At 61.2% G+C, this 12453-nt stretch carries 9 protein-coding genes; 4 read left to right on the top strand and 5 right to left on the bottom strand.

Annotation, left to right across the window (positions count from 1 at the left end; translation table 11 throughout):
- Positions 1 to 77: 77 nt before the first annotated feature.
- The 3 genes from ACP7EW_RS01900 to ACP7EW_RS01890 are packed head-to-tail and all read right to left on the bottom strand — an operon-like array spanning position 78 to position 2376.
- Entirely contained in the window at positions 78 to 977 is a 900-nt protein-coding gene (locus ACP7EW_RS01900; protein WP_426214913.1) for a hydroxymethylglutaryl-CoA lyase, read from the bottom strand.
- A gap of 16 nt (positions 978 to 993) precedes the next feature.
- The gene (locus ACP7EW_RS01895; protein WP_038844104.1) at positions 994 to 1386 is read right to left on the bottom strand and encodes a MerR family transcriptional regulator; all 393 of its coding nucleotides are present in this window, start codon (positions 1384 to 1386) and stop codon (positions 994 to 996) included.
- Positions 1387 to 1440: 54 nt separating this feature from the next.
- The gene (locus ACP7EW_RS01890) at positions 1441 to 2376 is read right to left on the bottom strand and encodes a LysR family transcriptional regulator (RefSeq protein WP_016974062.1); all 936 of its coding nucleotides are present in this window, start codon (positions 2374 to 2376) and stop codon (positions 1441 to 1443) included.
- A gap of 151 nt (positions 2377 to 2527) precedes the next feature.
- Here ACP7EW_RS01890 and ACP7EW_RS01885 point away from each other — a divergent pair, with 151 nt between their 5' ends.
- On the top strand, positions 2528 to 3757 hold the full coding sequence (locus ACP7EW_RS01885; protein WP_426214911.1) for an acyl-CoA dehydrogenase: 1230 nt from the start codon (positions 2528 to 2530) through the stop codon (positions 3755 to 3757).
- Positions 3758 to 3784: 27 nt separating this feature from the next.
- Here the strand turns inward: ACP7EW_RS01885 and ACP7EW_RS01880 are convergent, their stop codons facing one another.
- Both ACP7EW_RS01880 and xthA read right to left on the bottom strand, forming a co-directional pair.
- On the bottom strand, positions 3785 to 5116 hold the full coding sequence (locus ACP7EW_RS01880; protein WP_426214909.1) for a substrate-binding domain-containing protein: 1332 nt from the start codon (positions 5114 to 5116) through the stop codon (positions 3785 to 3787).
- A gap of 95 nt (positions 5117 to 5211) precedes the next feature.
- Positions 5212 to 6024 carry an exodeoxyribonuclease III gene (gene xthA / locus ACP7EW_RS01875; protein WP_426214907.1) on the bottom strand — a complete coding sequence of 271 codons (813 nt, stop codon included), beginning with the start codon at positions 6022 to 6024 and terminating at the stop codon, positions 5212 to 5214.
- Between the two features lie 169 nt (positions 6025 to 6193).
- Between xthA and ACP7EW_RS01870 the strand changes: the two genes are divergently transcribed.
- The 3 genes from ACP7EW_RS01870 to ACP7EW_RS01860 all read left to right on the top strand — a co-directional run bounded on the left by ACP7EW_RS01870 (position 6194) and on the right by ACP7EW_RS01860 (position 12307).
- On the top strand, positions 6194 to 6844 hold the full coding sequence (locus ACP7EW_RS01870) for a GNAT family N-acetyltransferase (protein WP_016977423.1): 651 nt from the start codon (positions 6194 to 6196) through the stop codon (positions 6842 to 6844).
- Positions 6845 to 6908: 64 nt separating this feature from the next.
- Positions 6909 to 8636: an autotransporter assembly complex protein TamA gene (locus ACP7EW_RS01865; protein ID WP_426214905.1), complete on the top strand. Its 1728-nt coding sequence runs from the start codon at positions 6909 to 6911 to the stop codon at positions 8634 to 8636.
- The gene (locus tag ACP7EW_RS01860) at positions 8636 to 12307 is read left to right on the top strand and encodes a translocation/assembly module TamB domain-containing protein (RefSeq protein WP_426214903.1); all 3672 of its coding nucleotides are present in this window, start codon (positions 8636 to 8638) and stop codon (positions 12305 to 12307) included. Before ACP7EW_RS01865 ends, ACP7EW_RS01860 begins: the two co-directional genes overlap by 1 nt.
- The last annotated feature ends 146 nt before the right edge of the window (positions 12308 to 12453 follow it).

Here is a 12453-nt window from a genome sequence, read left to right as displayed (position 1 = left end):
CAGAAAATACGACAAAATATGTTCCCGTGTTACTCGATGTGTAGGCGTGCGGTAACACATTGTCACGGCTAAGCGACTCAACCGGCGTTACGCGCCTTGGCTACGCGTGACCCTGTCGGCCGGCCCAGCACCTTGCTGATTTGCTGGCCCGCGCCAATCAATGCCTCCAGGTCGATACCCGTCTCGATACCCAGGCCGTTGAGCAGGTACAGCACATCTTCAGTCGCGACGTTACCGCTGGCGCCCTTGGCGTAAGGGCAGCCGCCGAGGCCCGCGATAGAGCTGTCAAACACCGCGATTCCTTCCAGCAGGCTGGCGTAGATGTTTGCGATGGCCTGGCCATAGGTGTCATGGAAGTGCCCGGCCAATTTCTCCCGAGGCACCTGGGCGCCGACCACCTCGAACAGCCGCCGCGTGGCGCCCGCCGTGCCGGTGCCGATGGTGTCACCGAGGGACACCTCGTAGCAGCCCATGGCGTACAACTCCCGCGCGACTGTTGCCACTTGTTCCGGCGCGATCTGACCTTCGTACGGGCAACCCAACACGCACGACACATAACCTCGCACGCTGATACCGTGCTGCTTGGCCGCCGCCATGATCGGTGCGAAGCGCTCGAGGCTTTCGCTGATGGAGCAGTTGATGTTGCGCTGGGAAAATGCCTCGGACGCGGCCGCAAACACCGCCACTTCCTTCACACCAGCCGCCAGTGCGTCCTCGAAACCACGCAGGTTCGGCGCCAACGCACCATAGGTCACACCGGGCGTGCGCTGGATCTGCGCAAACACCTCGGCGGAACCGGCCATCTGCGGCACCCACTTGGGTGATACAAAACTGCCGACTTCGATATAGCTCAAGCCCGCCGCGCTGAGGGCGTCCACCAACCGGACTTTGTCCGCCACGCTGATGGGCTGGGCTTCGTTCTGCAAACCGTCGCGCGGGCCGACTTCCACCAGGCGCACGTGTGAGGGGAGGGACATGGCAGTTACCTTCTGATCAATGGCCAGCCTGGCGCAGGGTGTGGGCCAGGGCCTGGGTGCAGCGCTCTTCGGCGGTGTCCAGTTCCAGCTTCATCTGTTCGATATCCAGCAGTTGCTGTTCCAACTGCTCACGGCGCTCGGCGATTTTTGCCAGCATGCTATTGAGTTGCACGTGGTTGCCGCTGGTGGGGTCGTAGAGTTCGATGAGTTCACGGCATTCGGCCAGGGAGAAACCGATACGCTTGCCCCGCAGGATCAGCTTGAGGCTGACCTTGTCCCGCGCCGAGTAGATGCGCTCCTGGCCCCGACGTTCCGGGGCCAGCAGGCCTTGTTCTTCGTAGAAGCGAATGGCGCGGGTGGTGATGTCGAGCTCGCGGGCGAGGTCGGAGATGCTGTAGGTGGTGCTCATGGATGGCGCTCAAGAAAGTCTTGGCGCTAAGCTAATGGCAGGTTGACGTTAACGTCAAGCCTGCTTGCCATCCAGTTTCTTCTCATGGGCCGTCACTTGCTGGCACAACTCGATCATCTGCTCGCGCATCCAGCGATTCGCCGGGTCCTGGTCGGTGCTTTCGTGCCAGTACAGGTGGGTTTCCACCGGCGGCACGTCGTTGACCGGCAGGTTGAACCAATGCAATTCGTGGCGGCGGGCGAAGCGCTCGGGCACGGTCATGACCATGTCGGTCTGCTGCAAAACCTGCGAGGCCATCAAATAATGCTGGGAACGCAGGGCGATCTTGCGCTGCAGGCCCATTTTTCCCAGCGCCAGGTCCACATGGCCCAGGCCGTTACGGCGGCTGGAGATATGGATGTGGGTCAGCCCCAGGTAATCATCCAGAGTCAGCTTGTCCTTGCCCGCCAGCGGATGGCCTTTGCGCATGGCGCACACATAGCGGTCTTCCATCAGCTTGACGTGACGTACCTGTGGGTCGGTGTTGAGCGGCGCGTCCACGGCAAAGTCCAGGCGCCCGGCGGCCAGTTCCTTGGTGGTTTCGCGGCGCTTGGAGAGGAAACTCTCGATTACCACCGTGGGCGCCAGGCGGCGCAGGCGTTGAAACAGCAGCGGCAGGATCACCGCTTCGGTGAGGTCGGTCATGCTGATGCGGTAAGTCTTGGCGGCCTGTTGCGGGTTGAAAATGCGGCTTTCCTGTACCGACACCCGCAGCAACGACAACGCATTGCGCACCGGCCCGATAATGTTCTGCGCCATGGGCGTGGGCACCATGCCTTGAGCGGTGCGCACGAACAGCGGGTCGTTGAAGGTTTCCCGAAGACGTGCCAGAGCGTTGGACACCGCCGGCTGGGTGATGCCGACAATCTGCCCGGCGCGGGTCAGGTTGGCTTCGGTGTAGATCGCGTCAAAGACGATAAACAGGTTGAGGTCGACCTTGCTCAGATTCATTTCGTAGCGCTCTTATTGTTAGGTGGCCATACGTCGATCATATATCGGTGATGAATGTTAATACACGCCGAGAATAGGCTAGGTAAATTATCAACGCTGTTCTAGCATCGATTGCATGACCTAAACAACCTCTCAGAGAAGGGAGCTGCTCATGGATTTCGCCTATTCGCCCAAGGTTCAGGAACTGCGTGAACGCGTCACTGCGTTCATGGACGCTTACGTTTACCCGGCCGAGCCGGTGTTCGAACGCCAGGTCAGCGAAGGCGACCGCTGGCAGCCCACCGCAATCATGGAAGAGCTGAAGGCCAAGGCTAAAGCCGAAGGCGTGTGGAACTTGTTCCTGCCGGAATCCGAGCTGGGCGCCGGCCTGACCAACCTTGAATACGCGCCGCTGGCTGAAATCATGGGCCGTTCGCTGTTGGGCCCGGAGCCGTTCAACTGCTCCGCCCCCGATACCGGCAACATGGAAGTGCTGGTGCGCTACGCCAACGAAGAACAGAAACAACGCTGGTTGCAGCCATTGCTGCGCGGCGAGATCCGCTCCGCGTTCGCCATGACCGAGCCGGATGTGGCGTCCTCGGATGCCACCAACATGGCCGCCCGTGCCGAACGCCAGGGCGACGAGTGGGTGATCAATGGCAAGAAATGGTGGACCTCCGGCGCCTGCGACCCGCGCTGCAAGATCCTGATCTTCATGGGCCTGAGCAACCCGGACGCACCGCGCCACCAGCAGCACTCGATGATCCTGGTGCCGGTGGATACCCCCGGTGTGAAAATCGTGCGCCCGCTGCCGGTGTTCGGCTATGACGATGCGCCCCACGGCCATGCCGAAGTGCTGTTCGACAATGTGCGCGTACCCTACGAAAACGTGTTGCTGGGTGAGGGCCGTGGCTTTGAAATCGCCCAGGGCCGCCTAGGTCCAGGCCGTATCCACCATTGCATGCGTTCCATCGGCATGGCCGAGCGCGCGCTGGAATTGATGTGCAAGCGTTCCGTCAGCCGGACTGCATTCGGTAAGCCATTGGCGCGCCTGGGCGGCAATATCGACAAGATCGCTGACTCACGCATGGAAATCGACATGGCGCGCCTGCTGACCTTGAAGGCGGCGTACATGATGGACACCGTGGGTAACAAAGTCGCGAAAAGCGAAATCGCCCAGATCAAGGTGGTCGCGCCGAATGTGGCCTTGAAGGTGATCGACCGCGCGATCCAGATCCATGGCGGTGCCGGTGTCTCCAACGACTTCCCGCTGGCCTATATGTACGCCATGCAACGTACCTTGCGCCTGGCCGATGGCCCGGATGAAGTGCACCGGGCGGCGATCGGTAAGTTCGAGATTGGCAAGTATGTGCCTAAAGAGCTGATGCGCAGCGGGCAATAAACAGCAATAGGCGGGGAGGTCGGGTATTCAATACACCCAAACCTCCACCCGCCGGTTCTTGATCCGCCCTTCATCCGCTGTATTCGCCGCCACCGGCATCTGCGCGCCAAACCCGCGGATATCGCGCAATACCACACCGTTCTTGACCAATTCCCGGCGCACCGCCATTGCCCGCAACTTTGACAGCAATGCCGCCCGCTGCGGATCGTTCTTGGCATCACCAAAACCCACCAGCGTCACCTGCTTATCCAGCTTGTTGTGGCTTTTCAGATACGCCACCACCCGCTGCAAATCCTGGCGGGCCTTGTTGTCCAGGCTCGCGCTGCCTTCCTCGAAACGAAAATTCACCGTCAGGCGCTGGGCATCCCGCGCAATCGCTTGATAGTCCGCAGGCATCGACGTGCGCGGCTCCACGGCCATCGCCTGTACCTGCTGGGCGATAAAGCCATTGGCGGCCACGATTGCCTGGCCTTTGCTGCTCTGGCTGAAGTCCACCAACGCCTTGGCCCAGGGATTGCGACTCGATGGCGGCCAGTAAAAGAACAGCCGACGTGACAGTGGATAATCCTCGGTCGCAATCAGGCTGTTCAACGGCAACATGGGTTGCGAGTCGCCATCCACAATTGCCACCGCCTTGGCCTGGCGGACATAGGGCAGGCCGATAAAGCCAATGCCTTGGGGATCCTGGCTGACCGCGTCGGACAATTGCTCGCTGGACTCGAAACGCGTGGCGCCTGGCGCGAGCGGTTTGCCACGCAGGCGCAGTACCAGTTCCTTGAAGGTGTCGTAGGTGCCGGATTGGTCATCCCGCGCATACAGATGAATCGGCCCGCCGACGCCTCCGAGCGCCTCCCAGGTTGCGACCTCGCCATTGAAGATCTGCGCCAGCTGCTCGGTATTCAGGGTGTTCAGCGGGTTTAGCGGGTGGAGGATGATGGCCAGGCCATCGATGGCGATCACCTGTTCGGCTTCAGGGCTTTTCAGGTCGCCCAAGGGCTCGAGGTCAACCAGTTCGCTGTCTTTGATCGGGCGCGATGAAGCCGCCAAGTCCGCGGTGGATTTTTTTAGCGCCGTGAAGCCGGTACTTGATCCGTGAGCGGCGACTTCGATGATCACCGTCTTGCCTTGGCGCGTCTTGCCGATCACGCGCTGTTCATTGACACCCTCGGCCGGTTCGCTGTGCACCGCCTGCAACCCCTGATGCTCCATCAAGCCCTTGACCAATGCCGGGCCAAGCGCTGCGCCAATGGTATTGGAGCCTTGGATGCGCAAGGCAGGACCTTGATCAGGAACGGGAAGGGGAGCGGCCACAGCGACGAGGGGAAACAGCACCAGCAGGAACAGAACGCGCAGCCTCATGCCGGCACCTTCTCAAGCCAAAGGGAGTGCCGCGAGAATAAGTCAGGCAGGTTGCATAAATATGACGGGGCCGAGGGTTCGGCCCCATCAGGGGATCAGCTCAGTTCCAGCCAGATCGGCGCATGGTCCGACGGCTTTTCCAGGCCGCGCAATTCGTAGTCCACCCCGGCATCCTTGACCCGCGACAGCAGGCCGTTGGAGGCCAGGATCACGTCGATGCGCAGGCCGCGCTTGGGTTCATCCTCAAAGCCACGGCTGCGGTAGTCGAACCAGCTGAAGCGGTCTGCAACCTCTGGGTTGAGGTGACGGAAGCTGTCCACCAGGCCCCAATTTTTCAGGCGGGCCATCCACTCGCGCTCTTCCGGCAGGAAGCTGCATTTGCCGGTCTTGAGCCAGCGCTTGGCGTTGTCGGCACCAATGCCGATGTCGATGTCTTCCGGGGAGATGTTGATGTCGCCCATCACCACCAGCGCCTGGTCATTGTTGAACTGGCTTTCCAGCAACTGTTGCAGGTCTTCATAGAAGCGCTGCTTGGCCGGGAACTTGGTGGGATGGTCGCGGCTTTCACCCTGGGGGAAGTAACCGTTCATGATGGTGACCGGTTGGCCGTTCTCATCGGCGAAGGTGCCCCAGATAAACCGGCGCTGGGCGTCTTCTTCGTCGCTGGCGAAGCCTTTGTGCAGGCTCAACGCCGGCTGGCGCGAGAGCAGGGCCACACCGTAGTGACCTTTTTGGCCGTGGTAGTACACGTGATAGCCAAGGGCCTGTACTTCGGCGAGTGGGAACTGGTCATCGTGGACCTTGGTTTCCTGCAGGCCGATCACGTCGGGCTGGTGCTTTTCAATCAGCGCCGCCAGCTGATGAGGGCGGGCGCGCAGCCCGTTGATATTGAAGGAGACGATTTTCATGGTCGGCAGTCCAGTCCTGGCAAAAGGGCGATGCTAGCGGACAAGTCGGACGGGGGCCAGCGTGGCGGTAGGGCAGTTGCACTGCTAATGTCTGGGAACGACTGGTGCTGTGTAGGTTCGTACCCATAAGAACGCGGCCTTTTGAGCCGCGCCCAGGGAGATTGACGGTATGCCGGACACTTCAACTGCAACTGCTGAAATTCGCCTGCTCAACAGCGGCTATTCCCGCGAAGCCCGTTCCTTGCTGTACCAGGCTTATCGGCATGAGCCGACGTTTGCCTACATCTTCGAAGCCGAGCGTCCTGGCTATGAACAGCGGGTACGCGCCACCGTGCGTGAGCTGGTCAAGCAGCACTTCTTTCAGAAACTGCCGGCCATTGGTCTGTTCGTCAACGACCGGCTGATCGGCATCGCTTTGATCGCGCCACCGCAGCGGCGCCTGGGGATTACCGAAAGCTGGGCCTGGCAACTGCGCATGTGGTTGAGTACGGGCGTGCGCGGTACGCGACGTTACCTCGACTACCATCACGCCGTGCTGGCGTGCCTGCCCAGTGAGTCGGTGCATGTGCTGCCGTTGCTGGGCATTCACCCGCAATTCCAGGGCAAACACTACGGCGAGCAGTTGCTGGAGGCCGTGCACAACTGGTGCGCCGAAGACCCGCATTCTTCTGGCGTGGTGCTGGACACGGGCAACTCACGCTATCTGGAGTTCTATAAGCGTCAGGGCTATGAGGAAATCGGTGAAGTCGCTGTAGGACCTGTCCTGGAGCATGTGTTTTTTCACCCCAATCCCCAGTCGTTACATGCTGCAACGGCTTAGTACAGAATTATTCAGACATTTCCGAGTTCAAAGAGGCTCCCCAGGTCGTGTAGCATCCGCGCCTATGAAGTTTCCAGGAAGATTTACCAGCGGCTTGATTCTGCTGTTCACAAGCTGCGGCGCCTTGGCGCAAAGCGAACTGGACGTGCGGATCAAACCCTCAAACGACGCGTTGAAAGCCAACATCGAAGGCTATATCGGCGGGGTGGGCGATCGTGATGAAGAAGCCTTGCTGCGGTTCAGCCGTGGCGCCGAGGAGCAGGCGCGCAAAGCCGCCCAGGCCCTAGGCTTCTATCAGCCACAGATCGAGAGTGACGTGAAGGGCGGCAAGAACCCGCGCCTGATCCTCACCATCGACCCCGGCGAACCGGTGCATTTTCGTAACGTGACCATTCGGGTCGACGGCCAGGCCGCCGACCTCAAGGCCTTTCGCGTGCCCGTCAGCAACGACCTCAAATCCGGCGCCGTGCTCAATCACGGCCATTACGAAGACGCCAAGCGTCTGATCCAGAACCAGGCCTCACGCTACGGCTTTTTCAGCGGGCGCTTCACAAGCCAGAAACTCGCGGTAGACCCGCAAGCTGGCGTCGCCGATATCGAACTCATCTACGACAGCGGCCCGCGCTACACCCTTGGCAAAGTCAGCTTTGCTGGCGATACGCCATTTGACGAAGACCTGCTGCAACGCATGGTGCCGTTCAAAAGCGGCACGCCCTACGACTCCGAACTGATTGCCGAACTCAACCAGAACCTGCAAGGCAGTGGCTTCTTTGAAGGCGTGCGTGTGGACGCCGCACCGGCCGCTTCAACCAATGACATCATCCCGGTGGCCGTGCGCCTGGAAACCCGCAAGCCGCGCACCATGGGCCTGGGCCTGGGGTTTTCCACCGACGTCGGCCCGCGCGGCAAAGCCAACTGGACCCGTCACTGGGTCAACCCCCAGGGCCACAGTTATGGCTGGGAAGCTGAGCTGTCGGCGCCCCGGCAGAACGTCGGCCTGTGGTATGACATCCCGCTCGATCCGCCGCTCACTGATAAGCTACGTTTTGCGGGTGGCTACCAGAACGAAGAAATCGCCAACACCGATACGGTCAGTAAGTTGCTGACCCTCGGGCCTGAATGGCACAGCAAGTTGCCCAGCGGCTGGACCCGGGTGATTTCGCTCAAGTACCAGCGCGAAGAATACCGTCTGGGCAATGACTCCGGCCTGAGTAACCTGGTGATGCCGGGTGTCAGCTATTCCTACCTGCGCAGCGACAACCGCATCGACCCGCACAACGGCTACCGCCTGCAATTCGACACCAAGGTCGCCAAAGAAGGCCTGGGGTCCGATACCAACCTGCTTTATGGCACGGCCATGGTCAAAGGCCTGACCACCTTGTGGGACAACCACCGCTTCCTCGCCCGTGCCCAGGTGGGCGGCAGTGCCACCAACGGTTACAAATCGGTGCCGCCGTCGCTGCGCTTCTTTGCCGGTGGTGACCAGAGTGTGCGGGGCTACGAGTACCAGACGCTATCGCCCGAGAACGACCGCGGTGATCGCATTGGTGGCCGTTACATGGTGGCCCTGAGCGCTGAATATCAATATTCCATCGCCGAGAAATGGCGGGTCGCAACTTTTATCGACCAGGGCAACTCATTCAATACCCTGGAAATGCCCAGCCTCAAAACCGGCGTCGGTGTGGGTATCCGCTGGGTTTCGCCGGTCGGCCCGATCCGCCTCGACCTGGCCCATGCCCTCGAAGATCCGGGCGGCATTCGATTGCACTTTTCCATGGGGCCTGAGCTGTGATGCGTGGTGTGAAAATAGCGGGGCTGGCCGTGGTGGCCATCCTTGCCGTGCTGTTGTTGGCAGTGTGGTCGGTGCTCGGCACCCAGGCAGGCAGCCGCTGGGCGTTGGGCCGTGTACCGGGTTTGACGGTAGAAAATTTCCAGGGGCATCTGGGTGGCCAATGGAGCGCCGACCATTTGTTGTGGCAGCAGGACAGCAGCCGCGTCGAACTCAAGGCCCCCACCTTTGATTGGTCGCCGGCATGCCTGTTGCGCATGACGCTGTGCATCAATCAACTGGATGTGGAACAGGTCAGCCTGCAATTTCCACCGAGCACCGAAGAAAGCAGCGGTCCGATCCAACTGCCGGATTTGAAACTGCCGCTAGCCATCCAGCTGGGCGACGTTCGCGTTGGCAGCCTTCTGTTTAATGGCAGCGAAGAACTCAAGGGGCTTCAACTCGCGGCGCATTGGACGGCGGCCGGCATGCAGATCGACTCGGTACACCTGCAACGGGATGACCTGGTGCTGGACCTCGCCGGCCTGCTGCAACCCACCGGCGACTGGCCATTGAGTGCCACCGGTAACCTGAGCCTGCCCTACGCACCGGGCGGCGCAGCGTGGAAGGTGGCACTCAAGGTTGAAGGCGACCTGCTCAAGACCCTCAAGCTCGACGCCGACAGCAGCGGTTACCTGCCAGCCAAGCTCACGGGCGAACTGCAACCTCTGGCGGACAACCTTCCAGCCCAGGTGCACATCACCGCCGACGGTTTCAAACCCAGCGCCGATCTGCCCGACACCCTGCAACTCAATCAACTCGACCTCACCGCCAAAGGCGACTTGAGCCGCGGCTACCAACTGCTGGGCAAGGCCGTGCTGCCTGCGGAAAAAGGTCCGGTGGACTTGTTGCTGCAAGGTCGGGTCGACGCCAAGGGCGCGCAGATCGCCGGTCTGGACCTGAATGCCGGTGACAAACAGAGCCTCAAGCTGACGGCCCAATTGGATTGGCAACAGGGCTTCAGCGCCGATGCCAAAATCGACTGGCTGGACTTCCCCTGGCACCGCCTCTACCCGGTGATCGACGAGCCACAAGTCGCGCTGCGTACTTTCAATGGTGAGATTTCCTACAAGGACGGCAACTACCTGGGCAACCTCAAGGCCGACCTCGACGGCCCGGCGGGCAAGTTCAATGTGGTCACGCCGTTCAGTGGCGACCTCAAGCAAATTTTCCTGCCCGAGCTGAAACTCACCGCCGGCCAGGGCAAGGCCGAAGGCCACCTGAACCTGCAATTCGCCGACGGCATTGCCTGGGACACCGCGCTGGACCTGTCGGCGCTGAACCCGGCGTACTGGGTCGCAGAACTGCCGGGCACCTTGGCCGGGCCGCTACGCAGCAAGGGCGAGTTCAAGCACGAGCAACTCAAGCTGAACGCCGACCTCGACCTCAAGGGTCGCCTGCGCGGGCAAACCGCTGTGTTGGCGGCCAAGGCGGAAGGCACGGGCGAGCAGTGGACGCTGGCCAACCTGGATATCCGCCTGGGTGACAACCGCATCAACGGCAGCGGCAGCCTGCAACAGCGCCTGGCCGGGCAGATCGATATCAAGTTGGCGCGCCTGGCCCAGCTCTGGCCGCAATTGCGCGGGCAGGTCAACGGTCGACTCGACGTGGCCGGCAGCCTCAACGCCCCCCAGGGCAAGCTCGCTCTCAAGGGCCAGCAACTGGCATTTGCCGATAACCGCCTGCAAGACCTCACCCTCGACGCCAACCTCGACAGTGCCCAGCGCGCCAAGATCGACCTGAAAGGCAGCGGCATCCAATCCGGCGACACTCAGGTGGGCACCCTGACCGCCAGCGCCCAGGGCGATATCAAGAACCAGAAAGTCCAACTGGACCTGGTCGGGCCGCTGGTCAAGCTCGCCCTCGCGTTGGATGGCAACCTCGACAAAGGCAACTGGCGTGGGCGCCTGGCCAGCGGCGATGTCCAAGCCGGCGGCCAGGACTGGAAGCTGCAAGCCCCGGCGAAGATCGAACGCATGGCCGATGGCAAGCTGACATTTGCCGCGCACTGCTGGGTGTCCGGCCCGGCGAGCCTGTGCGGCGAAGACCAGCGCCTGATGCCTGAGCCAAAGCTGCGTTACCACCTCAAGCAATTCCCCATCGACAGCCTGGCGGCGTTCCTGCCAAAGGATTTCGCCTGGCAGGGCAAGCTCAACGCCGACCTGCAACTGGACCTGCCCGACAGCGGCCCTAAAGGCGTGGTCGCCGTGGATGCCAGTGGCGGCACCTTGCGCGTCAAGGACAAGGACCAGTGGCTGGACTTCCCCTACGACACGCTCAAGCTGGAAACCACCCTCAATCCCAAGCGTATCGACACGCAACTGAGTTTTCGTGGCGGCAAGCTAGGCGAATTGATGGTGCAGGCGCAGATCAACCCGTTGCCGAAGAACAAGCCGATCACCGGTAATTTCAGCCTGGTCGGCCTCGATCTCGCCGTGGCGCGGCCGTTTGTGCCGATGGTGGAAACCCTCAGCGGCAAGCTCAATGGCAATGGGCGCATCTCCGGTGGCCTGTTGGCGCCCCAGGTCAACGGCAACGTGAACCTGGTGGGCGGCGAGATTTCCGGTCCGGAACTGCCCATCAGCCTGGAAGGTTTGAACGTGCAGGCGCTGATTGCGGGTGAAAGCGTGCAGCTCAACGGTGGCTGGCGCAGTGGCAAGGCCGGGCAGGGCAGCCTCAAGGGCCAGATCGACTGGGGCCAGACGCTGGTGGTGGACCTCAGCCTGCAAGGCTCGCAGCTGCCGGTCACGGTGGAACCCTACGCCGTGCTGGAAGTGGCGCCCGACCTGAAAATCAGCCTGAAGAACGACAAGCTGGCCATCGCTGGCAAAGTGCACATTCCGCGCGGCGATATCACCGTACGCGAACTGCCACCGTCCACCGTCAAGGTCTCGGATGACACGGTGATCATCGGCAGCCAGACCGAAGAGGGCAAGCCGCCGATGGCGATGGCGATGGACATCGACGTAGTGGTGGGTGAAGACAAGCTCAACTTCTCAGGCTTCGGCCTCACCGCCAAGGTGCAGGGCCAGGTGCATATCGGCGACAACATGGACACCCGTGGCGAGCTGTGGCTCAACGATGGGCGTTACCGTGCCTACGGCCAGAAGCTGGACGTTCGTCGTGCGCGGTTGCTGTTTGCCGGGCCGTTGGACCAGCCGTACCTGGATATTGAAGCGATCCGCAAGACCGACGATGTGATCGCCGGTATCCGCCTGAGCGGCAGCGCCGAGCAGCCCACTACGCAGATCTTCTCCGAACCGGCGATGAGCCAGGAACAGGCGCTGTCCTATCTGGTGCTGGGGCGTCCGCTAAGCACGACCGGTGAAGATAACAACATGCTGGCCCAGGCCGCATTGGGCTTGGGTTTGATGGGCAGCGCCGGGGTGACGTCGGACCTGGCGAAGAACCTGGGGATCCAGGACTTTGAGCTCGACACCCAGGGCAGCGGCAACAACACCGCCGTGGTGGCCAGCGGCAAGATCACCGAGAAACTCAGCCTGCGGTATGGGGTAGGGGTGTTCGAACCGGCCAGTACGATCGCCTTGCGCTACTTGTTGAGCAAGAAGGTGTATCTGGAAGTGGCCAGTGGTGTGGCCAGTTCCCTGGATATCTTCTACAAACGCGATTTCTAAACCTTACTCGGTGAAAAATGTGGGAGCGGGCTTGCTCCCACATTTGCTTGCATTTAAAACCGCTTATCGCGCAATTACCAAGCAAGCTAATAATTCCATTTGACATTCGCTGCCTAAGCAGTAACATCTTGTCATACATTCACTGC

The sequence above is a fragment of the Pseudomonas sp. DWRC2-2 genome, assembly GCF_049897885.1.
Classification (GTDB): domain Bacteria; phylum Pseudomonadota; class Gammaproteobacteria; order Pseudomonadales; family Pseudomonadaceae; genus Aquipseudomonas; species Aquipseudomonas azotoformans_A.
The sequence above is the reverse complement of the archived record's forward strand: the minus strand, read 5'-3'. Positions and strand labels throughout refer to the sequence as shown.